Source organism: Streptomyces sp. NPDC008001, assembly GCF_042958085.1.
Lineage (GTDB): Bacteria > Actinomycetota > Actinomycetes > Streptomycetales > Streptomycetaceae > Streptomyces.
Genome location: NZ_JBIBIZ010000003.1, coordinates 62068 through 85887, shown reverse-complemented (window position 1 = coordinate 85887; position 23820 = coordinate 62068). Strand labels below are relative to the sequence as shown.

The window sequence follows — 23820 nt, the reverse complement described above, 5'->3', positions numbered from 1 at the left end:
CCGCCCGTCACACCGACGACACGGCCCCTTCCCCGGCACTCGCTGCTCTTAGAACTCCGGCCCCAGCCCCGACTCCCAAGAGGTCATCGGACACATGCCTGAACTCAACCGGCGGCGGTTCCTCCAGATCGCCGGCGCGACCGCGGGCTTCGCGGCACTGTCGCACAGCATCGACCGCGCCGCCGCCATCCCCGCCCACCGCCGAGCCGGCACGATCCAGGACGTCGAGCACATCGTCGTCCTGATGCAGGAGAACCGTTCCTTCGACCACTATTTCGGCACGCTCCGCGGTGTGCGCGGCTTCGGCGACCCGCGCCCCGTGACGCTGCCCGGCGGCAAGCCGGTCTGGCACCAGTCGGACGGGACCCGGGAGGTCCTGCCCTACCGCCCGGCCGCCAAGGACCTGGGCATGCAGTTCATCGCGGGTCTCAACCACGACTGGCAGGGCGGCCACAAGGCCTGGAACCAGGGCCGGTACGACCAGTGGCTGCCTGCCAAGGGCACCGGGACGATGGCCTACCTGACGCGCGAGGACATCCCGTTCCACTACGCGCTCGCCGACGCCTTCACGGTGTGCGACGCCTACCACTGCTCGTTCATGGGGGCCACCGACCCCAACCGGTACTACCTGTGGACGGGCCACACGGGCAACGACGGCAAGGGCGGCGGACCGGTCCTCGGCAACGAGGAGGCGGGCTACGGCTGGACGACGTACCCGGAGCGGCTGGAGAAGGCCGGCGTCTCGTGGAAGGTCTACCAGGACCAGGGCGACGGCCTGGACAAGGCCGGTGGCTGGGGCTGGACCGGGGACGCCTACCGCGGCAACTACGGCGACAACTCCCTGCTCTACTTCAACACCTTCCGCAACGCCAAGCCCGGTGAGCCCCTCTACGAGAAGGCGCGCACCGGCACCGACGTCAAGAAGGGCGGCGGCTACTTCGACGTCCTCAAGGCGGACGTCAAGGCGGGCCGGCTACCGCAGATCTCCTGGATCGCCGCGCCCGAGGCCTTCTCCGAGCACCCCAACTGGCCCGCCAACTACGGGGCCTGGTACATCTCCCAGGTCCTGGACGCCCTCACCGCGAATCCCGAGGTGTGGAGCAAGACCGCCCTGTTCATCACCTACGACGAGAACGACGGCTACTTCGACCACGTCCTGCCGCCGTTCCCGCCCGCCGACGCCGGCCGGGGCGCCTCCACGGTGGACACCTCGCTCGACGTCTTCGCCGGCAACGCCCACTACGGCGCCGGCCCCTACGGGCTCGGCCAGCGCGTGCCCATGCTCGTGGTCTCCCCCTGGAGCACCGGCGGCTTCGTGTGCTCGGAGGTCTTCGACCACACCTCCGTCATCCGCTTCATGGAGCGCCGCTTCGGGGTGCGCGAGCCCAGCATCTCGCCCTGGCGCCGTGCGATCTGCGGTGACCTCACCTCGGCGTTCGACTTCAGCCTCCAGGACACGCGGCCGGTCTCCCTGCCGGACACCAAGGCGTACGAGCCGCCGGACCGCAACCGGCACCCCGACTACGTGCCGAAGCCGCCCGCCGGCCCGTCCCTGCCCGGCCAGGAGAAGGGCTGGCGGCCCACGCGCCCGCTGCCGTACGCGCCGCTCGTGGACGGCTCCGCGACCCCGTCGACCGGGCGCTTCACGCTCACCTTCAGCGGGGGCGAGAAGGCCGGTGCGTGCTTCACGGTCACCTCCGGCAACCGGACGGACGGCCCCTGGACGTACACGGCCGGGGCGGGCAAGCAGCTCTCCGACACCTGGAACACGGCCTACTCCAAGGGCACGTACGACCTGTCCGTGTTCGGCCCGAACGGCTTCCTGCGCACCTTCCGCGGCCCGGGGAAGACCGCGGGGCCGGAGGTGACGGCCCGCCACGACGCCGGCACCGGCGGGATCACGCTGACCATGACGAACGCCGGCAGAGCCGCCTGCAGCCTGACCGTCACCGACGCCTACGGCGGGGGGAAGCAGACGTTCCGCGTGCCTGCGGGCGGCCGCACGGTCCATGCTGTGAACCTGCACCGCAGCAAGCGCTGGTACGACCTGACCGTCGTGTCCGACACGGACGCCACGTTCCTGCGCCGCTTCGCCGGGCACGTCGAGACCGGCGGGACGGGAGTGAGCGACCCCGCGATCCGCGTGGCGTAAGGGAGAGATGCGGAGCAAGGCGCGGGCAGAGAGGGGGCGCGCAGTGACGGGGGACCCGTCGTGCGGGGTGCGCGTCACCGTGTGGGCCGCGGTGCTGCGCACCGGCGCGGACGTTCCCCGGGACACCGCGGGCAAGCGGCGGATGCGCGCCGAGGCCCGGGCCTGGGTGCGCGACCGGCTCGCCGAGCGGCTCCGCGTCCCTCCGGCGCGCCTGGAGTGGGAGCGGAGCCGGGCCGGGAAGCCGCGCCTCGCCGGTGACCGGGGGCTCCACGTGAGCTACAGCCACTCGGGCGGTGCGGTGGTGCTGGCCGCGTGCGCGGGAGGCCCCGTGGGGGCCGACGTGGAGCACGTCGTCGCCCGTCCGCACCTGGACGAGCTCGCCGCCGGGTGTCTGGCGCCCCCGGAGCTCGCCGCCTGGCGCAGCGCGGCGCAGGAGCGGGCCGCGGACGGGTTCGCGCGGCTGTGGACCCGTAAGGAGGCTGTTCTCAAGGCCTGGGGGCGCGGCTTTCCGGGCTCGCTCGCCGAGGTCGTGACGGGACCGGGCGGGCGGTCCGGGGAGCCGGCCGTCCTGGCCCTGCCGGAGGCGCTGGGCCCGGCGGGGCTGTGGACGGTGCGCGATCTGCCCGCGCCGGACGGCTACCGGGCGGCGGTGGCCTGCAGGGCTCCCGCCGCCCGGGTGGTCGTCGTCCCGGCGGAGGTCATCCGGAGGCCGGGCGCGGCACGGGCATGAGCGTCCGGACGAGGGCGTCCGTGCGCTCGTACGCGCCCCGGAAGCAGGCCTCGACGGACGCGCCCCGTACGTAGTCGCCCGTCAGGGCCAGGCCCTTCAGCTCTCCGGTCAGTTCGCCGAGGGCCCTGAGCGTCGTGGAGTGGAAGGCGGAGTAGGCGCAGAGGCCGCGGTCCCAGTGGGCGGACACGGCGGCGGTGCGGCGCGGCGCGGAGAGGTCGACGTGTGCGCCGAGCTCCTTCTCGGCGAGGGCGGTCAGCTCGTCCGTGCCGTGGGGCAGGGCGCGGCCGGCCCGCCCGCTGAAGGTGTAGCGGACGATGTGCCGGTCCCCCACCCCGTACGCGCCCGCGTTGCTCAGGGGGCTGCCGGGCGGGAAGGTCAGGGCACGGACGCGCTCGCCGAAGACCGGCCGGTCGTACGCGGCGACGACGACCGAGACCGGGAAGTACCGTACGCGGCCCAGCAGCCCGGCCAGTTGCGGGTGGTGCGGGGCGAGCAGCTCGGCGGCCGCGGGGGCCGGGAGGGCCAGGACGACGGCGTCGGCGGTCAGCTCGGACGGGGTGCCGGCCGTGTCGGCGCGCACGCCGGTGATGCGGTTTCCCTCGGTGGTGAGTCCCGTGACGCGGGTGCCGGTGCGGGTTTCGACGGTCGCCGCGAAGCGGCCGAGGATGCCGTCGAAGCCGCCGGTCAGCTGGTCGAAGCTGTCGAGGAGCATGCCGAGGTTGGTGCCGAAGGTGCCCAGGTGGGTCTCGTCGGGTTCGGCGCCGTTCATGCGGACGACGGCCGGGCGCAGCAGCCGCTCCCGCAGCACCGGCCCGAAGTACGCCGACAGCGCGGGGTCGCCGGTGCGGGCCGCCAGGCGGTCGAAGCCGGTTCCGGCGAGGAAGGCGTTGGCGCGGTCGCTGCGGACGCAGCGGGCCAGGCGCAGGATCCTGGCCAGGTCGCGCGGTGGGATTCCGCGCAGCAGCCCGGCCAGGCTCGCGGCCTTGCTGGTGCTGTCGACGGTGCGGATCCGGCCGTGCTCGATGCGGGAGGAGTTGATGCCGAAGTGCTCCCAGTCCGCTTCGCGGGCGCCCATCGAGGCGGCGAACGCGCGGAAACAGGTGTACTTGCGGCCGATGTTCTTGCCGCCGAGGGTCACGGTGCGGGAGCCCAGCGGGGCCGAGGCGGAGCGGCCGCCGAGGACGGGCCGGTCGTCGAGCAGCACCGGGCGGGCGCCGGAGCGGTGCAGGTTCCAGGCGGCGGCGATGCCGGACCAGCCGCCGCCCACGACGATGACGCGGGGCGAGCCGCGCTCGGCGGACGGCTCGACGGGCGACTCGGCGGGCGGTCCGGCGGGCGGTTCGGCGGGCGGCTCATCGGGCATGGGGATCGCTCCTCTTGTCGTACGACTGGCCGTCGTCCGGCTGAAGGTCGTCCGGCTGAAAGTTTTCCGGCGAGCCGGTCTCCGATTGGGCGGTCTCCGGCCGGGCTGTCTCAGGCCCGCCGGTCTCCGGACAGCCGGCGGTGGCCTTCCGCACCCACTGCGCGACGTGCGCGGACAGCGCCGCGTTGTGGCGTACCCACCGGAAGTGGTCGACGGGCTTCCCGCCGGCGGCGTCTCTCGTGTACTGCCAGCGGTCGAGCGCGGCGCGCGGCACCTTGGACAGCAGGTGTTCGCGGGAACCGGGCGGGGCCAGGGTGTCGTTGTCCACGCCGACGGCGAGCAGCGGCAGGTCGAGCCGGCCGAGCGCCTTCTCGTAGTCGGTGGTGCTGCCCTTGATGCGGTAGCGGCCGGTGCGTCCCTGCCGGGCCCAGTCGCGCATGACTCCGGCCGCTTCGGTGCCGCCGAAGCCGAACCGCTTGCCGGGCCAGTAGCCGATCAGGGCGGCCAGGGCGGCGAACAGCTGGCTGGCGGCGAGGTTGCGCAGCCCGCGCGGGCCGCCGAAGCTGCGGTACCAGACGGACCCGGCGGCGACCAGCACCACCGCGTCGACGGACTCGCGCCCGGCCGCCGCGTGCAGCAGCGCCAGCTGCCCGCCGAGGCTGTGGCCCACGAGCACGACCGGGCGGCCCGGCAGTGCCGCGCGGACGGCGGCGACGACCGCCGGCAGGTCCTCCTCGGCCATCTCGCGGTAGCCGAACCGCACGCCCCGGGCCACGGCCGGCGTCGCCTCGCCGTGCCCGCGCAGGTCGACCGTGACCACCGTCAGGCCCTCCTGGTGCAGAGCCCGGGCGAACGGCAGGTAGAAGCGGGCGGCGGCGCCCATCGCGGGCAGGAGCACGGCCACCGGCCGGCCCGGTTCCGGCCGGTGCAGGACGCGGGCGACCAGCGTGACGCCGGGCGCGGGCCCGATCCGGGCGAGGACCGGCAGCGGTGCGGGAGGCTGCTTCATGGGCACTACTTCATCAGCCTCGGGTACTCGGCGTCGTGTTCCTTGATGTAGACGGTCTCGGGCGTCACCTCGAAGCGGTCCTCGTTGTCGAAGTCCGCGCGGGTCTCGGTGAGGTGGTTCATCAGCACCTCACCCTTGGTGTTCAGGGTGTGGCGCAGGTAGTCGGTCTGCAGGTTGCCGTGCCAGATGACGCCGAGCTTGTTGACCGTGTACTGGTCCTCGTGCTCGTCGATGACGCCGGCCGCCACGTGCCCGTCGATGACGTTCTGCACGCGCGCGAACGCGTCCTCGCCGACCCGGTCGGCGTAGCCGTTCAGCAGCTCCTTGTCCAGGGACTTGTAGCGGGGGAACATCACCATGATCCGGTCGAGCACGCCGTCGGGGCCGATGGACTGGAGGGTCTCGGTGGAGGCGCCCTGTTCGTCGACGTTGGCCTGCCACTGGTCGACCTTCTCCGGGTTGATCGACACCATGTCGCGGAGGTTGCCGCGGGCCGCGCAGCCGACGCCGATGATGTCCTGCCGGGCGCAGTGCGCGGTCTGGTACTGGGACCGTTCGGGGTTCTTGGACCAGGTCTCGGCGATGGTGTTGTGGTAGCCGGCCGCGCTGAGCGTGTCGTAGAGGTGCTCGCGCATGGCGAGGAGCTGCCAGGGGCTGCCGGGCTGTTCGACCCTGCCGTCCATGATGAGCTTGTGCAGCGGGCGGTAGGGGAGGTAGATGGTGGTGAAGAGGTCGATCTCGGCGGGGTCGTAGCAGTCGAGCAGTTCGGCGAGTTCGTCCTGGAAGCCCTCCAGGGTCTGGCCGGGCAGGTCGTACATCATGTCGACGCAGGTGTCCGCCGTGTAGCCGAGGTCGCGCATCCGGTTGAAGACCGCGTCCACGTCGTCCCGGGTGTCCAGGCGGCCGATCTTGCGGTGGATCTTGGCGTTCAGGGTCTCGATGCCGAAGGTGACGCGGTCCCAGCCGTGGTCCTTGAGGACGTCGAGGAGGCCGGGCCGGCGCAGGGTGCGGGGCTCGCCGGTGAACGACTTCTCGATGGTGTCGAAGTTCGGGACGACCTTGCGGAGGTGCTCGCTGAGCCGCTCGACGGCGGACACGGGGAGGGTGGACGGGCTGCCGCCGCCTATGTAGACGGCGGTGAACTCGCGTGCCTGGACGTACGGCTGGCGCATGTACCAGTCGATCTCCTTGATGAGGTAGTCCGTGTACTTCTCCAGCCGCTCCGAGTCCTGCTTGGGGTAGTGGTACCGGTTGAAGTTGCAGTAGTGGCAGAACGACTTGCAGTACGGGACGTGGATGTACATCATGATCCGGTCGTTGAGGTTGCCGCCCGGGTCGCTCAGGCTGCGGATGTTCTCGACGACCTTCTCCCGCGGGACCTGGTGCCAGTCCATCGTGGCGAAGTTGGGCATGATGTAGTGCGAGACGGTCATGACGCCGTCGAACGGGACGGGGCGCGACGGGTTGTCGCCCAGGTAGTACGGCTCCGGGTGCGCGGTCAGCGGTGACACGGTTCCTCCTGCTGGTGGGGTGTGTGCTCGGGGTGCGCCGGGGCTTCCGGGGGCAGCGCCTTCCAGCGGATGACGCCGGCGCCCCAGACGAAGCCGGCGCCGAACGCCGCCATCGCGATCCGGTCGCCGGGGCGCAGGCGGCCGCCTTTCCTGGCCTGCCGCAGGGCGAAGGGGATGGACGCCGACGAGGTGTTGCCCACGTGCTCGATGCTGATCTCGGTACGGGACGCGGGGACGCCGAGCTCGGCGGCGACCGCCCGCAGGATCCGTGCGTTCGCCTGGTGGCCGATGAACAGGCCGACGTCGGCGAGGGACAGGCCGCAGCCGGCGAGCACGGCGCGGGTCTGCTCGACCATGGTGCCGACGGCGAACTCGTACACCTCGCGGCCGCTCATGCGCAGGAGACGGTCGGTCGGGTCCGCGTACAGCAGGTCCTCGTGGCGGCCGTCCGAGCCGAGGCGGAAGCTGGGCCGCTCCCCGCTGCCGGGCCCGGCCGGGGTGACCACGACGGCGCCGGCCGCGTCGCCGAAGAGGACGGCGGTGGACCGGTCGGTGGTGTCGGTGATCCGGGACAGCGCCTCGGCCGCGCAGACCAGGACGCAGCGGGCGCGGCCGGACTCGATCTGCGCGCAGGCGTGGTCGAGGGCGTACAGGAAGCCGGCGCAGGCGGCGTTGAGGTCCAGCGCGGGCGGGTTGGGCGCGCCGAGGCGGGTGGCGAGCCCGGGGGCGATGCCCGGGGTGATCCGGTCGGGGGTGACGGTGGAGACGACGACGTGGTCGACCTCGCGGGCGTCGCGCCCGGCGTCGGCGAGCGCCTCCCGGCAGGCCTGTTCGGCGAGGCCGGCCAGGGTTTCGCCCGGTCCCAGCCAGTGGCGGGTGTGGATGCCGGTGCGTTTGACGATCCACTCGTGCGAGGTGCCGAGCGGGATGAAGTGGTCGTTGCCGAGGACGGTGGCGGGCAGCGCCGCGCCGACGCCGGCGATCGTGGCGGTGGTCACGGGGCGCCCCCGTTCTCCCGGGGCGGCGCGGGAGGGGCGGCCTCGTGCTCCGGGCGCTCCGTCGCCGGTACGGCGTCCACCGTGATCTCCAGGTGCGCGGCCGGCTCGCCGTGCTGTTCCACCGTCACCGCGACCGTGCCGGCGCCGGTGGGCCGGGCCCGGCAGCGGACCGGCCCGGAGAGCTCGGCGAACGCCGCGAAGCGGGCCCGGCAGGACGTCGCGAGGAGCCGCCCGGCCGGTACGGCGTGGGTGCGCGCCCAGGTGGCCAGGGCGGTCTGCCGGGCGGCCTCCATCAGCAGCATGCCGGGCAGGTGGTCGAGGGCGTGGTCGAAGAAGACGGGGTCCTGCGGGTCGGCCACGATGTCGGCGACGGTTGCGGTCCCTTCGGTGCGCAGGCCGCCGATGACGACGTTGCGGGGGTCGGTGCGGCCCACGGCGGCGGGGGCGCACCGCGGCGGCGGCACGGTCCCGGCGTCCGCGGGCGGCGGCGTGACGCTGTCGGCCGTCGCAGCCTGCGGAGGGGCGCTGTCCGCGCGCAAGTCCTCGTAGGACTCTCCGGCGAGGAAGAGCAGCGTGCCGGTGAAGCGGGCCGCGTCGCGGCCGCCGATGCGGCAGGCCGCGGTGCCGCGCAGGCTGCGCACGGAGCCGTCGCGGCGGCGCCGCAACCGGCCGGGCTCCAGCTCCACGTGCAGATCGGCGGGGGCGGGGCCGGTGCGCACCGCGTCCAGGCCGGTGAGGGCGATGCCCAGGTCGCTGATCACGAACCGGGCGTCGAGGGGCACGCCGAGGAGTTCGTGGACGATGGCCTCGACCGTCTGGCGGGCCGCCTCGCCGATGAGGAGGAGGTCGTAGTACGGGGCGCAGGTGTCGTTGTAGTGGCGGTGCAGCCGCGGCAGCTGGGCCGTGCCGAGCAGCCGCCCGCCGGTCTCCGCGACGGCCGTGGTCAGGACTTGTTCGACGGCGCGCTTGTGGACGAGGCGGCGGTGGACGGTCCGGTCGGCGGTCAGGGCGGGGGTGATGTCATGCAGGGTGCCGGCCGCCTTCATGGGGGCGCCGGTGGCGTGGGTGGCCGAGGCTTCGCCGTCAGCCACGCCGTCGCCGGCCGTCTCAGGGCTCGCCGTCTCGGCATTCGCCGTACCGGAGTTCGCCATGCCGGATTTCACCCTCGTTCGCCTCCCCCGGACCCCTCGCCTGCGGCACCGCCCCCGGTGACGGGCGGTCCCATGCCGGCGGCCCGCATCCCGCCGTCGGCGTGGAGCACTTCGCCGGTGATGCCCCGGGCCAGGCCGGAGAGCAGGAACAGCACGGGCCCGGGCACCACCTCCGCGGCCGCGGTCGTGCTGTCCCAGCCCAGGGGCGCGTCGCGGGACCAGCGTGCGTCGAGGGCGTCGAAGGTGGCGACGCCGCGGCCGGACACGGTGTCGACGGGGCCGGTCGCCACGAGGTTGACCCGGGTCCCCTGCGGTCCGAGGTAGAGGGCGAGGTAGCGGCACACGGACTCCAGGGCGGCCTTGGCCACGCCCATCCAGTCGTAGCCCGGCCAGGCGCGGGAGCCGTCGAAGTCGAGACCGACGACGCTGCCGTGGCCGGCTCCGCGCCGCAGGAGCGGGGCGAGGGCGGTGACCAGGGCGTGCAGGGACGCCGCGCTGGTGCGGAAGGCCAGTTCGGCGCTCTCGGCCGGGGTGGTGAGGAAGGCGCCGCCGAGCGCGTCGGGCGGGGCGCCCGCGATGGCGTGGACGGCGCCGTCGAGCGCGGGCCAGCGCTCCTCGACCGCCGCGGCCAGGGCGGTGAAGTCGCCGGGGCGGGTCGCGTCGAGGTCCAGGACGCCGGCCGGCTTCGGCAGGTCGGCGGCGGCGAGTTCGGTGATCCGGCGGCTGCGCCCGTGGCCCGTCAGCAGGACCTCGGCGCCGGCCAGCTGGAGCTCCCTGGCGATGTGCCAGGCGATGGAGCTGCTGGTGAGGACGCCGGTGACCACGTAGCGGCGGCCGGGGAGCCGTATCACGCCGCCCTCCCGTCCGGGGCCGCCCGCAGGACGAGGACGGCGTTGTGGCCGCCGAAGCCGAAGGAGGTGGACAGGGCGGTCAGCGGGCCCCGCCCGTCCGCCGTCAGGGGGCGGGCGGTGGTGACGTGGTCGAGCGGTCCGAGCTGCGGGTCGGGGTGGCGCAGGCCCACGGTCGGTGGCGCGGTCCGGTGCAGGAGGGCCATGACGGTCGCGACCGCCTCCACGGCCCCGGCCGCGCCGAGCAGGTGCCCGACGGACGACTTGGTGGAGGAGAGCGGGATGCGGGCGAGGGCGTCGCCGAGGCTGTGCCGGAGGGCGGCCGCCTCCGCCTGGTCGTTGAGGACCGTCCCGGTGCCGTGGGCGTTGATGTAGTGCAGGCCGGCGGGGGTGAGGCCGGCGTCGGCGAGCGCGCCGCGGACGGCCCGGGCGGCGCCCTCGCCGGCCGGGTCGGGCGCAGTGAGGTGGTGGGCGTCGGTGCTTGCCGCGTATCCGGCGAGCTCGGCGAGGACCGGGGCGCCGCGCTCGCGCGCGGCGTCGGCGTCCTCCAGGACGAGGATGCCGGCGCCTTCGCCCAGCCGGAAGCCGTCGCGGTCCCGGTCGAAGGGCACGGAGGTGCCGGTCGGCGAGAGGGCGCCGGCGTTGAGGAAGGCGGCGCGGACGATGGGCGAGGTCGCGGCCTCGGCGCCGCCCACCACCGCCGCGTCCGCCTCGCCGGACCGGATCAGGCGCAGCCCCGCGCCGATGGCCTGGGCCCCGGCGGAGCAGGCGGAGATCACGCAGTGGCTCTCGCCGCGCAGCCCGTGACGCAGGGCGATCTGGGCGGCCGCGGCGTTGGCCATCATCATCGGGACCATGAGCGGGGAGACGGCGTCGGCGCCCTCGGCGGCCAGGACGGTCTGCTGGTGCTCGAAGGTCTCCAGGCCGCCGACGCCCGATCCGACGAGGCAGGCCACGCGCTCGGGCGCGTACGGGAGCTTGCCGTCCCAGCCCGCGCGGCCCAGCGCTTCCGCGGCGGCGACGAGGGCGAACTGGCAGAACCGGTCGGTCCGGCGGGCCTCGCGCCGCGACAGGGCGGGGGCCGGGTCGAAGTCCGTGCAGCGGCCTTCGCCGCCGGTGAAGGCGCTCTCGCCGGCCACGGCCCGCCGGTGGAGCGGGCCGGCACCGGTGCCGAGGGAGGTGACCGCGCCGACCCCGGTGACGGCCACGGCGCGAGGGGCCATCAGATCCCCGCGGTGCGGAAGATGACGTCGAGGGCCTCTCCCACGGTCTTGACGCCGTCCATGTCCTTCGGGCGCACCTGTATGCCGAAGCGCCGTTTCACCCCCTGGCCGAGTTCCACGAGATCCAGGGAGTCGATCTCCAGGTCCTCGAAAGTGGCGTCCGGGGTGATGAGGTCCGGTTCGGCACCGAAATCGGTCAGTGACTCGGTGACGAATGCCGTCAGGGAGGCACGGTCGGGCGCAGTGGTGGTCATGCGGAACTCTCCGATTCGCTGGCGCGTGAGAACGCGGAAAGGAAAAGGGCGAAGAGACGAAGGGGTGACGGAACGAGGAGGCAAAAGGCCGGGAAAGAAGTGACCGTAAGGGCCGGAAAGCGGAGTGGCTTCGGTGGAATCAGCCGTGGGGCAGTTGCGGGACGAACGCCGCCGCGGAGAGCCCGCCGTCGACCGTCAGGGTGGTGCCGGTCACGTATCCGGCCTCTGGGGAGGCCAGGAAGCGGACGCACGCCGCGATTTCGGCGGGGTGGGCCGCCCGGCGTACGGGGATCGCGGTGCGCGCGGAGCGTCTGAGGAACTCGACGTCGCGGACGAGCCCGGTCTCGACGAGGCCGGGTGCCACGGCGTTCACGGTGATGCCGCGGCGCGCCGTCTCGATCGCTACCGACCGGGTGAGGCCTTCGAGTCCCGCTTTGGCGGCGGCGTAGTTGGCCGTTCCGGGCAGGGACTGCCGGCCGAGGACGGAGCCGATGTTGACGATGCGCCCGAAGTGCGCCCGGGTCATGGCGGGCAGGGCCCGGCGCATGGTGCGGTAGACGGCGCTGAGATCGGTGTCCAGGACCGGCTGCCAGTCGGTCTCCTCCATGGCGGCGAAGACCTGGTCGGAGCGGATGCCCGCGTTGTTGACGAGGACGAGGACCGGTCCGTGGCGGGCCTCGGCGGCGGCGAAGAGCGCTTCGACGGCCGCGGGGTCGGTGACGTCGGCGCGGACGGCGAGGGCGGTGCCGCCCGCCTGCTCGATCTCCGTCACGACCTCCTTGGCCGCCGCCTCGTCCTGCCGGTAGCAGAGGGTGACGGGCCGGCCTTCGGCGGCGAGGGTGCGGGCGATCGCGGCGCCGATGCCGCGGGAGGCACCCGTCACCAGGGCTGATCCTTCGGGCCGGGAGGCGGGGCGGGGTGCCGGTAAGGAATCGGGACAGGACTGAGCGTTGCGCGACATGCATTTCCCCCGTAGCGGGCAGCGCTGTTCGGCAAGCCCTATGGACCGTGCTGAGCCCTTTGGGCGTTGCTGTCTGGACCATAGAACGGTGATCTTGGAAAGTCACTAGTTGTTCTTGACTTCTTGTCGGTTACAGCTGTCCTGTCTAACCTCGCCCCCATGGAAGAGAATTCGGCGGCGGAGGCGGTGGGGGCGGCGGATTTGACAGGTGCCGGACCACCGCAATCGCGGTGCGTGCAGGTGCAAACGCAGGACAGGATCGCCCTGCTGACCCTCAATCGCCCCGCTACGGGTAATGCCATGAACGCGGAGCTGCTCGTAGAGCTGCGTTCCGCATTGCGGGAGTTGGCGGCGCAAACCGCGCTGCGCGGCGTTCTGCTCACGGGCGCCGGGAAGGCGTTCTCGCTCGGCGGTGACGTCCGCGCGTACCACCGGGCCCTGTCGAGTGACTCCTTCGACGCCGCCGCCTACGGCGATCGTCTGACGTCGCTGCTCGCCGACGTCGTGCTCGCCGTACGGTCCATCGGCTGCCCGGTGCTGGCCGCGGTCAACGGCCAGGCGGCGGGGGCCGGTTTCTCGCTGGCCCTCGCCTGCGACCTCCGCCTGGCCTCGCGGCGCGCGTCGTTCCACTTCGCGTACGGGGCGATCGGCGCGTCCACCGATGCGGGGATGGCCTGGTTCCTGCCCCGCGTGGTGGGCTATCCGCGCGCGCTCACCCTGCTGCTGGAGCAGCCGGTGCTACGGGCCGCCCAGGCGCTGCGGGAGGGGCTGGTGAGCGCGGTGGTGGAGCCGGACGAGCTGATCGGGGCGGGCCTGGCGCGGCTGCGCGAGCTGGCGGACGCCGCGCCGCACGCCGTCCGCAGCGCCAAGCGGCTGCTCGACCGGAGCCTGTCGACCGGCCTCGCCGACCATCTCGAACTGGAGCGGAGGGACTTCGCGGAGGGCGTCGCCTCGCAGGACATGCGGCACGGCATCACGGCTCTGCTCGACGGAGAGTGGCCGCGGTTCCGGGGGCACTGACCTCCGCGGCGCCGGGTGCCCGGCCGCTCCGGCCCGTCCGGCCCGTTCCGCCGGTCAGGCAGAGGGTGAGGACGATCGCCGGCACCGTGCTCGCCGCGGCGAGCAGCCAGCCCCGCTGCAGCGCGTGGCGCAGGGCGTCCGGAGCGGGCGTGCCGACCGCCGCGACCAGCAGCGCGACCCCGAGCACGGCGCCGGTCTGCCGGGCCGCCGAATTGCCGGCGGTGCCGACCGCGAACCGCGCCGGAGGAACGTCGGCGAGGGCCGCCGCGCCCAGGGCGGGCAGGCTCGCCCCGGCCCCGAGCCCGGTGAGGGCGCTGACCGGCAGCCACTCGCCGAGGAAGTCGGGGTGCGGCCCGATCCACGTCCCGTACAGGCAGGCGCCGGCCGCGAAGACCAGCATCCCGGCGACGCAGACGGCCCGGAAGCCCGCGCGGCGGGCCAGCCGCTCGGCCGGCAGGGCGACCAGGGACGCGGCGATCGGCGCGGGCGTGACGGCGAGGCCCGCCCGCAGCGCCGAGTAGTCCCACACGGCGGTCAGGTACAGGACGTTGCAGAGCAGGGTCGCGAAGAACGCGACCGCGAAGAGCAGCGACGCCGCGTTGGCCACGGAGAAGGACCGCAGCCGCAGCAGCGCCGGGTCGACCACCGGAGCGGCGTGGCGCGCGGAGCGCAGGGCCACCGCGAGCAGCGCCAGGGCGGCGAGGGCCAGGAAGCCGAGCGTGGGCCACGACCCCCAGCCCCAGTCCTGGCCCTTGACCGCGGCGACGGCCAGGGCCCCGACGGCGGTCCCCAGGGCGGTGGCCCCCGCCAGGTCGGGGAAGGACAGGCCGCGCGGCTCGCGGCTCTCGGTCAGGAGCCGCAGGCCGGCCGCGGCGGTCACGGCGCCCAGCGGCAGGTTGACCAGGAACACCAGCTCCCAGCCCCGGGCGGCGACCAGCACGCCGCCCACGGACGGACCGATCCCGGCCGCGGCCGCCGAGGCGGCTCCGTACGCGGCGACGGCCGCGGCCCGGCGGCCGGCCGGGAAGACCTCCAGGAGCAGCGCCAGCGACGTGGGGACGAGCAGGGCGCCGCCCATCGCCTGGACGACCCGCGCCGCCACGAGCACCGGCACGCTCCCGGCCAGGGCGCACAGCCCCGAGGCCACGGTGAACACGCCGAGGCCGAGGAGGAAGGACCGCTTGCGGCCCCAGCGGTCGGCGAGCCGCCCGAAGGGGACGAGGAAGGCGGCGAAGGCGATGTTGTAGCCGTTGAGCACCCAGGAGAGGTCCCCCAGGGAGTCGTGCGGGAAGGACGCCGCCATGTCGGGGACCGCGATGTTGACGATCGTCGCGTCGAGGAAGGCCACGAACGCCCCGACCAGGGTGACGGCGGCGACGGACCTGCGGCGTAAGGGGCGCGAGGGGGGTAACGGGGGCTGGCTGCTCACGGTGACCTCACCAAGAGGACGTCGGGCACAGGCCGGGGAACGTGCCCCTGGCGGAGGGCGGACACTCTATGACGCCGGTCCGGGCCCGGCAAGGACGCCCGGGCCTCCCCGGGGGTAACGATTACCCAAAGTCATGGCGTCGGGGGCGCGTGGAGAGCGCCCCGGCGGCCCCTCCCGTTCGCGCCGCGGGGGTCGGCGGGGTAGACATGGGATATGGCCCGAATCCGGGACCGCTCCTCGGGGCCCTCGGGCCGCTGGTTCACCGGTCGGCGCCGAGACAGCACGCGTGAGCCGCGGCAGACGCGCCACGGCTCGCGAGTGCCGCCGGCCGGACGTCTCCGGTCGGTGGCGCGCGGCCGCAGCGTCGCCGGTCAGATGTTCCTGCTGCAGCTGCTGATCGTCCTGCTGCTCGTCGTCGCCGCGGTGGTCACGCTCGTGCTCCAGGCGCGGAGCGACAGGTTCCAGGCGGCGCGCGACCGATCGCTCGCCGCCGCACAGGCGTTCGCCCACGGCCCGGGTCTGGTGGCGACCCTGCACGGGCCCGACCCCAGCAAGGTGCTCCAGCCGCTGACCGAGGCCGCCCGCAAGGAGGCCGGCGTCGACTTCATCGTCGTGATGAACCGGGACGGCATCCGCTACACCCACCCCCGGCCCGAGCTCATCGGCAAGCCCTTCATCGGCACGATCGGGCCCTCCCAGGCCGGTCACGTCACCATCGAGAGCGTCCACGGCCCCCTGGGCGAGGAGGTGCAGGCCGTGGTCCCGGTCGAGGACGACCGCGGCAACGTGGTGGGCCTCGTCTCGTCCGGGCTGAAGGTCAGCTCCGTGAGCAGCGCCGTCGACCGGCAGCTGCCGCTCGTCCTCCTCGCCGGCGGCGCCGCGCTCGCCCTGGCCACGGGCGGCGCGGCCCTGGTCAGCCGGCGGCTGCGGCGCCAGACGCACGGCCTGGGCCCCTCCGAGATGACCCGGATGTACGAACACCACGACGCGGTCCTGCACGCGGTGCGCGAGGGCGTGGTCATCGTCGGCGGCGACGGCCGGGTCCTGCTCGCCAACGACGAGGCGCGCCGGCTCCTGGACCTGCCGCAGGACGTGGAGGGGCGCCCGGTCGCCGGCCTCGACCTCGACCCCCGGATGGCGGAGCTGCTGGGGTCCCGGCGCGTCGCCAACGACCAGGTGCTGCCCGTCGGGGACCGGCTGCTCGCGGTGAACAACCGGCCGACCGACCACCGGGGCGGCCCGCCCGGCAGCGTCGCGACCCTGCGCGACTCCACCGAGCTGCGTGCCCTCGCGGGGAAGGCCGAGGCCGCGCGCGAGCGGCTGAAGCTGCTGTACGACGCGAGCGTGGCCATCGGGACGACCCTCGACGTGCAGCGCACCGCCGAGGAGCTCACCCTGGTGGCCTCCCCCCGCTTCACCGACTACGCCACCGTCGACCTCGCCGAACCCGTCCTGCGCGGCGACGAGCCCCGCTACGGGGCCGGCGGCGACGCGCCCGAGCTGCGCCGGGTGGCGCTCGCCGGCGTCCGCGACGACCACCCCCTCTACCGGGCGGGCGAGCTGCACCGGTTCGCGGCGCCCACGCCGCAGGCCATGGGCTTCCTCAGCGGGAAGGCCGTCCTCGTGCCGGACCTCGCGGCCTCGTCCGGCTGGCGCACCCAGGACGTCGAGCGGACGCAGGCCATACTGGACTACGGCTTCCACTCCATGATCACCGTGCCGCTCAAGGCGCGCGGCGTGCTGATGGGCATCGCCAACTTCTGGCGCACGCAGGGCAGCGACACCTTCGAGGAGGACGACCTGTCCCTGGCCGAGGAGCTGGCGGCGCGGGCGGCGGTGTGCATCGACAACGCCCGGCGCTTCACCCGCGAGCACGCCATGGCCGTCACGCTGCAGCACAGCCTGCTGCCGCGCGGCCTGCCCGAGCAGAACGCCCTCGACATCGCCTACCGCTACCTGCCGGCCCAGGCGGGGGTGGGCGGCGACTGGTTCGACGTCATCCCGCTGCCGGGGGCGCGCGTCGCCATGGTCGTCGGCGACGTCGTCGGCCACGGCCTGCACGCGGCCGCCACGATGGGCCGGCTCCGTACGGCCGTGCAGAACTTCTCCGCCCTGGACCTGCCGCCGGACGAGCTCCTCGGGCATCTCGACGAGCTGGTCGGGCGCATCGACCAGGAGGCGTCGGACGTGGACGGGGAGGTGCCGATCGCCGGCGCCACCTGCCTGTACGCGATCTACGACCCGGCCACGGGCACGTGCGCCATGGCCCGCGCCGGGCACCCGCTGCCGGCGCTCGTCCACCCCGACGGCACGGTCGAGTTCCCCGAGCTCCCCGCCGGGCCGCCGCTGGGGCTCGGCGGGCTGCCCTTCGAGGCCGGGGAGCTGCAGTTGCCCGAGGGCAGCAGTCTCGTGCTCTACACCGACGGCCTCATCGAGGACCGAAAGAGGGACATCGACGCGGGTCTCGCCATCCTCAGCGACACGCTGGCCCACCCCGGCCGCACGCCCGAGGAGACCTGCGACGCCGTGATCAGTGCCCTCCTCCCGGCCCGGCAGCGGGACGACATCGCCCTCCTCGTCGCCCGCACCCGCCTCCTGGCGCCCGACCGGTCGGCCGAGTGGGAACTGCCCTCCGACCCCGCGGTCGTCTCCCGCGCCCGCGCGGACGTCACCCGGCAGCTGTCCGAGTGGGACATGGACGAGGCCGTGTTCACCACCGAGCTGATCCTCAGCGAGCTCATCACCAACGCCATCCGCCACGCCTCGGGCCCGGTCCGCGTCCGCCTGCTCCGCGACCGGACCCTGATCTGCGAGGTCGCCGACAGCAGCAGCACCTCACCCCACCTGCGCTACGCGGCGGCGGAGGACGAGGGCGGCCGGGGCCTGTTCCTCGTCGCCCAGCTGGCCGACCGCTGGGGCACGCGGTACACGCCGGAGGGCAAGGTGATCTGGGCGGAGCAGCCGCTGCCGTGAGGCAGGCGCCGGGGGGACAGCGAAGGACGGGCCGGCGGAACCGGCCCGTCCTGGAAGCACCCCGCAGGCGCCTAACGCCCGCGCATGGACTTCTTGGTCTTCTCCGCGGACTCCTGCACCTTGCCCGACAGCTTCTCGGCCCGGCCCTCGGCCTCCATCTTCTTGTCGCCGGTCGCGCTGCCCGCGCTCTCCTTGAGCTTGCCCTTGACCTGCTTGGCCTTCGCTTTCGCCTTGCCCATGACCGGGCCTCCCTGTGTGCGGTGAGGGGTTCTGCCGCAATCAACCCTCTGACCGGTCCCCCCGGCCCGCAACCGCAGCGCCGGGCGCGCACGGAGCCGGCCGAGCGCGGGTGCCCGGCGCCGGGCTACCGCTCCCCCGCCGCCTGCAGCTGACGCAGCGTCCAGCCCCGGCCGCGCGGGTCCAGGGGGCGGGTGGCGGCGGTGAACGCCTCCGCGGCGCGGCGGTAGGAGAGGCGGCCGCGGGCGGTGGCGAACAGCGGCCCGCCGACGCGGCCGAGCGTGAGCAGGGGGAGCAGCCGTGCCGTGCCGTCGCCCCACTGCAGGGGCGGGTGCCTGCGGGTCCTGGTGCGGCGGCCGGGGAGGTCGAGGTCGTCGACGTCGAGGGCGAGGAGGCGTTCGACCGGGGCGCGGGTGTCGTGCAGCAGGTGCCAGAAGGCCTGTTCCCGCAAGGGGGCGGGCAGGGCGAGCACGGCGGCGGCCTCGGACGGGGCCAGCGGGCCCGCCGTGTCCTGCCGCTTCGGCACGGGCAGCGGGCGCAGCCCGGCGACCGGGTCGCCGGACACCCAGCCCCGGGCGCGCCACCAGGCGACCGCGGTGCCGAGGACGGACAGTTCCCGGTTGGCGGTACGGGGGCCGACGGACGCCGAGCGGGCGAGGAAGGCGGCGCGCAGCCGGGCGGCGGCGTGCGGGGCGTCGAGCAGGGCCAGCGGGACGGACGGGGGCAGGGCGTTGCGGCGGTCCTCGCCGACGGGCGGTGTGCGGTCGGCCAGCGCCCAGGCCCAGGTCGCCAGGGCGATGCCGTAGATGCGGCGCGAGCCGGCTCGCAGGGCGGAAGCGGCGAGGTACCGCTCGACGGCGACGGCGTACTCGACGGGACGGTTCACGGCGCCCTGTCCTCCGGAGGGTCGAACGGCTGGGAGACCGCGGCAGCGGCCGGCGGACCGCGGTAAATGATCCCGTGGACCGCAGTAAACAACTCCTCTGGCGGGTCTGACAACAGCATAAGTTGACCCTCCTCGGCTCAGCTTCATTTCGCCGGGTCCTAGCGTGTCCGTTCGCGGGCCTTGCACCCTGCCTGCATGTCACTTGATCTCCGTCCGCCCGCGGTGCTGCGCGAGCGGCCCTTCCGCCTCTTCTTCACCGGCTACGCCACGTCGCTGCTCGGGTCGTCGATGGCCTCGATCGCCCTGTCCTTCGCGGTTCTGCGGGCGGGTGGCGCCGGGAGCGAGCTGGGCTGGGTCCTCACGGCGCGCATCCTGCCGCTCGTCCTCGTCCTGCTCGCGGGCGGCGTCGTCACCGACCGGCTGGGCAGCCGTCAGGTGATGCTGGCCGCCGACGCCCTGCGTTGCCTGACCCAGGCGGGGCTGGCCCTGGCCCTGCTCGGCGGACTTCCGCGCCTCGGCCTGCTGGTCGCTCTCGTCGCGCTGTGGGGTGCGGCGGAGGCCCTCTTCACCCCCGCGCTGGACGCGCTCGTGCCCCGCATCGTCCGCGAGGACTCGCTCTCCGACGCCAACGCCCTGCTGGGCGTGGCGCGTTCGGCGGCGTCCGTCGCGGGGCCCGCCCTGGCGGGCGTCCTGACGGCGGTCGCCGGGCCGTCCTGCGTGCTCGCGCTGGACGCCGCCAGCTACGGGGTGAGCATCGTGGCGCTGGCCCTGCTGCCCGGTCCGGGCCCGCGGACGGCGGGCAGCGCCTCGTTCGCCGCAGAACTGCGGGAGGGCTGGACCGAGTTCCGCTCGCGCACCTGGCTGTGGGTCACGTCGGCGCACGTGTGCCTGTTCAACCTCTTCGTGTGGGCGCCGCTGCTCGTGCTCGGCCCGGTCGTCGCCGAGGAGCGGCTGGGCGGCGCGGCGGCGTGGGGGCTGGTCATGGCGGCGTACGGGGCGGGCGCGGTGGCCGGCGGCGTCGCCGTGCTCGGCCGCCGGCCGCGCCGGCCGCTCCTCCTGGCCACGGCCGCCACGCTGGGCTGGTCGCTGCCGTCCGCCGCGCTCGCCACCGGGCGGCCGCTGCCCTGGATATGCGCCGCGGCGCTGGCCGCGGGCGCCGGCACGGCGCTCAGCGGGATCTTCTACGCGACCGCCACCCAGCGCCAGGTGCCGCCGGAGGCGCTGGCGAGGGTCAGCGCCTACGGCTCGTTCGGGGCGTTCGCCCTGGGGCCGGTCGGGCTGGCCGCGGCGGGGCCGCTGTCCGTGCTCCTGGGGACGCAGGGGGTGCTGGGGTTCGGAGCGGTGTGGCAGCTGGTGGCGGTCGGCGTGGTGCTGGCGCTGCCCGCGATACGGGCGGCGGCACCGCCCGGCCCCAAGCCGTAGGGCCACCCGAGCCGTAGGGTCCGCCCGAGCCCTAGGGCGTCCCCGCCCGCAGGAAGACGGCGACTCACCCACCGCCCGTCCCGCAGAGCACCCCGGTCACTCCTTCAGCCAGAATCCCGCGCGTTCCAGCCACAGGTCGAGCAGGGGCTCGTCGCCGAGGATCTCGACGCCGCCGCTCCCGCCGGGCGTGGGCCGCCGGTAGAGGAACAGCACGAGGTCGGTCAGCGAGCCGCGTACGGACACGGCGGCGTTCGCGTGGCCGCGGCTCCAGCGGGCGGTGGCGCCGGTGAGGTCGACCAGCCACTCCCCCGCGGTCGTGCCCGGCGCCGGGCCGGTGGCGTGGAAATGCAGCGTACGGCCGGGCCCGAGCAGGGCGGGGGCGCCCGGCGGGGCCTCGACGGCCTCGGGGAAGGTGCTGAACGTCATCCACTCGTCGAGGGCGTCGAGGGCGACGTCCTCCCCGAGGTCGTAGTCCGTGCCGGCGGCCAGCGCGGCGTCGGCCCGGTGGACGGCCGTCTCGTGCGTCATGCGGCGGGCCCAGAAGGCCGGGGTGCGCTCTCCGGTCACCGACCACACCTCCGCATCGGGCCCCGCCTCGCGCAGCGTCCGCGCGAGGCGTTCGGCGCCCTCCGCGAGCCACGCGTCGAGCACGGCGCCGTCCTCGTCGGCGTGGCGGGCGAGGGCGGCGTCGCCGACCAGGTCGTCGGGGACGGGTCCGGTGGCCCTGGTCCGGACGATCTCCTCGGCCCAGCGGTGGGCTCCGCCGACGTGCCGCAGCAGCTGCCCGAGGTTCCAGCCGGGGCAGGAGGGCACGGGGGCCCGCATGCCGGCGCCCTTGACGTGCGACCTCAACAGATCCGTCTGCGCGGGGATTTCGGCGCAGAAGCGGTCGAAGTTCAGGGGACTCATGGGGCCACGGTACGGTCCGGGACCGTCCCGCGGGGAACCTGCCCGGCCGGGCGGCCGCCCCGCACGCCCGGGGGCCGTACGGAGTACGGGCGGCGGGCGTCCGCCCGGAGGATGTGCCAGCGTGGCGGGGCGTGGCCCCTCCCCGCTCACCCGGGGAAGGGGGAAGATCCTCCCCGCTCATCCGGGGAAGGGGAAGACCGTCCCCGGTCACCGGCGAAGGAGAGCACCGTGACGGCTTATGACGACATGACCACCGCCGCCCGCTCCCCGCACCCGAAAGCGGCGGTCTTCGACGTGGACGGCACCCTCGTCGACACCAACTACCTGCACGCCGTCAGCTGGTGGGAGGCCTTCCGCCAGGCCGGCCACCGGGTGCGGATGACCGACATCCACCACACCGTCGGCATGAGCTCCGGCCGGCTGATGGACCGGCTGCTCGGCGAGGACCGCGACCGGGAGCAGGACGAGGCCCTCAGCGCGGCGCACAAGACGCTCTACGCCACGTGGTTCGAACGGCTGCCCGCTCTCGAGGGTGCCGCCGCGCTGCTGCGCGCCCTTGCCGACCGGGACTGGTCGGTCGTCCTGGCCACCTCCGCCGAGGGGTCCGAACTGCGGGCGCTGCGCCGCGCGATCGGCGCCGACGACGCGATCCTCGCCGCCACCAGCGCCGACGACGTCGACGCCGGCAAACCGGCCCCCGACCCCGTCCACCGGGCGCTGGAGCAGGCCGGCGTGCCGCCGCACCGGGCGCTGTTCGTCGGTGACACCGTCTGGGACGTCAAGGCCGCGCGCGCGGCGGGCGTGGACTGCATCGCCCTGCTCTCCGGCGGCATCGGCAAGGCCGAACTGGAGGCGGCCGGGGCGGTCGCCGTCTACCGGGACCCGGCGGCGCTGCTCGCCGGCCTGGACGACAGCCCGTTCGCCCGCATGGAGTAGGGCCGGCCCGCGCCGCGCCCGGCGTCTCCTCGCGGTCCGTGGGTTTGGAACACCAGAGCGGTGGTAGCCGGAGAGCAAGGCCCCAAGAGAGATACGAGGCCCCATGACTGATCCGAAGCCATCCAAGGAATCCCCCGGGCCGGACCAGCCGGCCCTAACGGCACCGCAGGTTCTGCGCGCGGCCCACGAACAGTTCGCCGAACTGACCGGACTGCGCCCGGAAGGCATCTCCCGGTTCGAACGCACCGAAGACGGCTGGGAGTTGGAGACCGAGGTGGTCGAGATCGCCCGCGTCCCCGAGACGATGAGCGTGATCGCGCTCTACGAGGTGACCCTCGACGCCGAAGGCCTGCTCACCGGCTACCGCCGCGTCCGGCGCTACGAACGCGGCAGGACCGGATCCCGCTGACACCTGCGCGCGCACCGGGCCGGTCCGGCCCCCGGGGGCGAGGGGAAGCTGTCCGAGATGAGTGTTGTCCCTGTGGAGCAGGGCGGCGGCGCAGGCGGCACCAGCGGCCTGTACGACGTCCTGGAACTCGTCCTCGATCGCGGACTGGTGATCGACGCGTTCGTCCGCGTCTCGCTGGTCGGCATCGAGATCCTGAAGATCGACGTACGTGTCGTGGTCGCCAGCGTCGACACGTACCTGCGGTTCGCCGAGGCGTGCAACCGCCTCGACCTGGAGGCCGGCCCGCACAAGAGCGCCGGGCTCCCCGACGTGGTGGGCCAGATGACCGAGAGCGGGGCCCGCGGGAAGACCAAGGGCGCGCTCTCCGGAGCCGCGCAGACCGTGCAGGACACCGTCCGCTCGGTGCGCGGCAAGGACACCTCGAGCAGCCGCTCGGCCGCCTCCCGCAAGAAGGAGGAGGAGTAGTGAGCACCTACGTCTACGGCATCGCGCGCCCGGGCGACACCAGGCTGCCCGAGGACCTCACCGGGATCGGCGACCCGCCGCTGCCCGTGCGCCTGATCACCCACGACGACCTGGCCGCGGTGGTCAGCGACTGCCCCGAGCGGCTGCGCCCCAAGCGGCGCGACCTGCTGGCCCACCAGAACGTCGTCAGCGAGGTCGGCCGGCACGTCCCCGTCCTGCCCATGCGCTTCGGCAGCCTCTCCGACAGCGACGACCGCGTCCGCGGCGTCCTCGACGAGCACGCGGACCGCTACCGCGAGCAGCTGACGAAGCTCGACGGCCGCTTCGAGTACAACGTCAAGGCCGTCCACCGGGAGGACGCCGTCCTCCACCTCGTCCTCGCCGAGGACGCGGGCCTGCGCAGCCTGGCCGCGGCCAACCGGGCCGAGGGCGGCGGCTCGTACGAACAGCGGCTGCGCTTCGGCGAGCTGGTCGCCCAGAAGGTGCGCGAGCGCGAGGGGCGCGACGCCGCGCTGGTGCGCGAGACGCTGGCACCGCTGGCGGAGCAGGAGCGGACCGGGCCGGAGAACTCCGGGTGCTTCCTCAACGCCTCCTACCTCGTCGGCGAGAGCGCCGCCCAGAAGCTGGTCCAGGAGGTCCGCCGGCTCGAGAAGGCCCACCCCCAGCTGGAGCTGACGGTCCACGGCCCGCTGCCGCCCTACAGCTTCGTCGAATGATCGGCTTCGTCGGCTGGGTGCTGCGCCGCGTGGTGGAGGAGGCGGAGCGCCTGTACTACGACCCGGCCGTGGTGCGCGGCGAGCTCAAGGCGCTCGAGGAGAGCAGGGCGGCGGGCCGCATCGACGACGAGGAGTTCGACCGGCTGGAGGACGCCCTCCTCGACCGCCTGGAGCACGTGCGCGGGCCGGTCGGCGGAAACGGGGCGACATGAGCGGCG

General features: G+C 74.3%; 23 protein-coding genes. 10 read left to right on the top strand and 13 right to left on the bottom strand.

The window, feature by feature from the left end; all coding sequences use genetic code 11:
* The first annotated feature begins 94 nt into the window (after window positions 1-94).
* Together ACFZCD_RS08845 and ACFZCD_RS08840 are read left to right on the top strand one after the other, a co-directional pair.
* Entirely contained in the window at window positions 95-2152 is a 2058-nt protein-coding gene (locus ACFZCD_RS08845) for a phosphocholine-specific phospholipase C (RefSeq protein ID WP_391829101.1), read from the top strand.
* 43 nt (window positions 2153-2195) lie between these two features.
* A complete protein-coding gene (locus ACFZCD_RS08840; protein ID WP_391829100.1) occupies window positions 2196-2882 on the top strand; it encodes a 4'-phosphopantetheinyl transferase family protein in 687 nt (228 codons plus the stop codon).
* Here the strand turns inward: ACFZCD_RS08840 and ACFZCD_RS08835 are convergent.
* The 9 genes from ACFZCD_RS08835 to ACFZCD_RS08795 form a co-directional block, all read right to left on the bottom strand.
* The gene (locus tag ACFZCD_RS08835; protein ID WP_391829099.1) at window positions 2851-4245 is read right to left on the bottom strand and encodes an FAD-dependent oxidoreductase; all 1395 of its coding nucleotides are present in this window, start codon (window positions 4243-4245) and stop codon (window positions 2851-2853) included. The genes ACFZCD_RS08840 and ACFZCD_RS08835 overlap by 32 nt on opposite strands.
* Window positions 4235-5254 (bottom strand): alpha/beta fold hydrolase, encoded by a 1020-nt coding sequence (locus ACFZCD_RS08830; RefSeq protein WP_391829098.1) that lies wholly within the window; start codon window positions 5252-5254, stop codon window positions 4235-4237. The genes ACFZCD_RS08835 and ACFZCD_RS08830 overlap by 11 nt, the downstream gene beginning before the upstream one ends.
* A 5-nt stretch (window positions 5255-5259) precedes the next feature.
* Window positions 5260-6765: a coproporphyrinogen-III oxidase family protein gene (locus ACFZCD_RS08825; RefSeq protein ID WP_391829097.1), complete on the bottom strand. Its 1506-nt coding sequence runs from the start codon at window positions 6763-6765 to the stop codon at window positions 5260-5262.
* Window positions 6753-7763: a 3-oxoacyl-ACP synthase III family protein gene (locus ACFZCD_RS08820; RefSeq protein ID WP_391829096.1), complete on the bottom strand. Its 1011-nt coding sequence runs from the start codon at window positions 7761-7763 to the stop codon at window positions 6753-6755. Before ACFZCD_RS08820 ends, ACFZCD_RS08825 begins: the two co-directional genes overlap by 13 nt.
* Window positions 7760-8914 (bottom strand): AfsA-related hotdog domain-containing protein, encoded by a 1155-nt coding sequence (locus ACFZCD_RS08815; RefSeq protein ID WP_391829095.1) that lies wholly within the window; start codon window positions 8912-8914, stop codon window positions 7760-7762. Before ACFZCD_RS08815 ends, ACFZCD_RS08820 begins: the two co-directional genes overlap by 4 nt.
* A gap of 8 nt (window positions 8915-8922) precedes the next feature.
* Window positions 8923-9765, bottom strand: coding sequence for an SDR family oxidoreductase (locus ACFZCD_RS08810; protein ID WP_391829094.1), 843 nt, complete (start codon window positions 9763-9765; stop codon window positions 8923-8925).
* Complete coding sequence (locus ACFZCD_RS08805; RefSeq protein WP_391829093.1) at window positions 9762-10985, bottom strand: beta-ketoacyl-[acyl-carrier-protein] synthase family protein; 1224 nt, start codon at window positions 10983-10985, stop codon at window positions 9762-9764. Before ACFZCD_RS08805 ends, ACFZCD_RS08810 begins: the two co-directional genes overlap by 4 nt.
* A complete protein-coding gene (locus tag ACFZCD_RS08800; protein ID WP_391829092.1) occupies window positions 10985-11239 on the bottom strand; it encodes a phosphopantetheine-binding protein in 255 nt (84 codons plus the stop codon). The genes ACFZCD_RS08805 and ACFZCD_RS08800 overlap by 1 nt, the downstream gene beginning before the upstream one ends.
* Window positions 11240-11378: 139 nt before the next feature.
* Window positions 11379-12122, bottom strand: a complete 744-nt coding sequence (locus ACFZCD_RS08795; protein ID WP_391829091.1) for an SDR family oxidoreductase — start codon at window positions 12120-12122, stop codon at window positions 11379-11381.
* A 237-nt stretch (window positions 12123-12359) separates the two neighbouring features.
* Here ACFZCD_RS08795 and ACFZCD_RS08790 point away from each other — a divergent pair, with 237 nt between their 5' ends.
* Window positions 12360-13220 (top strand): enoyl-CoA hydratase/isomerase family protein, encoded by an 861-nt coding sequence (locus tag ACFZCD_RS08790; RefSeq protein WP_391829090.1) that lies wholly within the window; start codon window positions 12360-12362, stop codon window positions 13218-13220.
* On the opposite strand, the gene ACFZCD_RS08785 is transcribed toward ACFZCD_RS08790, so the two are convergent.
* Window positions 13174-14649 (bottom strand): MFS transporter, encoded by a 1476-nt coding sequence (locus ACFZCD_RS08785; protein WP_391829089.1) that lies wholly within the window; start codon window positions 14647-14649, stop codon window positions 13174-13176. The two genes, ACFZCD_RS08790 and ACFZCD_RS08785, sit on opposite strands and share 47 nt — an antisense overlap.
* A 375-nt stretch (window positions 14650-15024) precedes the next feature.
* On the opposite strand from ACFZCD_RS08785, the gene ACFZCD_RS08780 reads away from it, so the two are divergent.
* Entirely contained in the window at window positions 15025-17622 is a 2598-nt protein-coding gene (locus tag ACFZCD_RS08780; RefSeq protein WP_391829612.1) for a SpoIIE family protein phosphatase, read from the top strand.
* Window positions 17623-17693: 71 nt separating this feature from the next.
* Here ACFZCD_RS08780 and ACFZCD_RS08775 read toward each other — a convergent pair whose 3' ends face one another.
* Together ACFZCD_RS08775 and ACFZCD_RS08770 are read right to left on the bottom strand one after the other, a co-directional pair.
* Complete coding sequence (locus ACFZCD_RS08775) at window positions 17694-17861, bottom strand: CsbD family protein (RefSeq protein ID WP_391829088.1); 168 nt, start codon at window positions 17859-17861, stop codon at window positions 17694-17696.
* A gap of 125 nt (window positions 17862-17986) precedes the next feature.
* Complete coding sequence (locus tag ACFZCD_RS08770) at window positions 17987-18745, bottom strand: hypothetical protein (protein ID WP_391829087.1); 759 nt, start codon at window positions 18743-18745, stop codon at window positions 17987-17989.
* A 195-nt stretch (window positions 18746-18940) separates the two neighbouring features.
* Here ACFZCD_RS08770 and ACFZCD_RS08765 point away from each other — a divergent pair, with 195 nt between their 5' ends.
* Window positions 18941-20167, top strand: coding sequence for an MFS transporter (locus ACFZCD_RS08765; protein WP_391829086.1), 1227 nt, complete (start codon window positions 18941-18943; stop codon window positions 20165-20167).
* 96 nt (window positions 20168-20263) lie between these two features.
* Here ACFZCD_RS08765 and ACFZCD_RS08760 read toward each other — a convergent pair whose 3' ends face one another.
* Entirely contained in the window at window positions 20264-21076 is an 813-nt protein-coding gene (locus ACFZCD_RS08760) for a maleylpyruvate isomerase family mycothiol-dependent enzyme (RefSeq protein ID WP_391829085.1), read from the bottom strand.
* A 246-nt stretch (window positions 21077-21322) separates the two neighbouring features.
* Between ACFZCD_RS08760 and ACFZCD_RS08755 the strand changes: the two genes are divergently transcribed.
* From ACFZCD_RS08755 to ACFZCD_RS08735, 5 genes are all read left to right on the top strand, one after another.
* Complete coding sequence (locus ACFZCD_RS08755; protein WP_391829611.1) at window positions 21323-22012, top strand: HAD family hydrolase; 690 nt, start codon at window positions 21323-21325, stop codon at window positions 22010-22012.
* A 103-nt stretch (window positions 22013-22115) separates the two neighbouring features.
* Window positions 22116-22421 carry a gas vesicle protein gene (locus ACFZCD_RS08750; protein WP_391829084.1) on the top strand — a complete coding sequence of 102 codons (306 nt, stop codon included), beginning with the start codon at window positions 22116-22118 and terminating at the stop codon, window positions 22419-22421.
* A 57-nt stretch (window positions 22422-22478) separates the two neighbouring features.
* Window positions 22479-22886, top strand: a complete 408-nt coding sequence (locus tag ACFZCD_RS08745; RefSeq protein WP_391829083.1) for a gas vesicle structural protein GvpA — start codon at window positions 22479-22481, stop codon at window positions 22884-22886.
* A complete protein-coding gene (locus ACFZCD_RS08740; protein ID WP_391829082.1) occupies window positions 22886-23602 on the top strand; it encodes a GvpL/GvpF family gas vesicle protein in 717 nt (238 codons plus the stop codon). Before ACFZCD_RS08745 ends, ACFZCD_RS08740 begins: the two co-directional genes overlap by 1 nt.
* Window positions 23599-23814 (top strand): gas vesicle protein GvpG, encoded by a 216-nt coding sequence (locus tag ACFZCD_RS08735; protein WP_391829081.1) that lies wholly within the window; start codon window positions 23599-23601, stop codon window positions 23812-23814. Before ACFZCD_RS08740 ends, ACFZCD_RS08735 begins: the two co-directional genes overlap by 4 nt.
* Window positions 23815-23820: the final 6 nt, after the last annotated feature.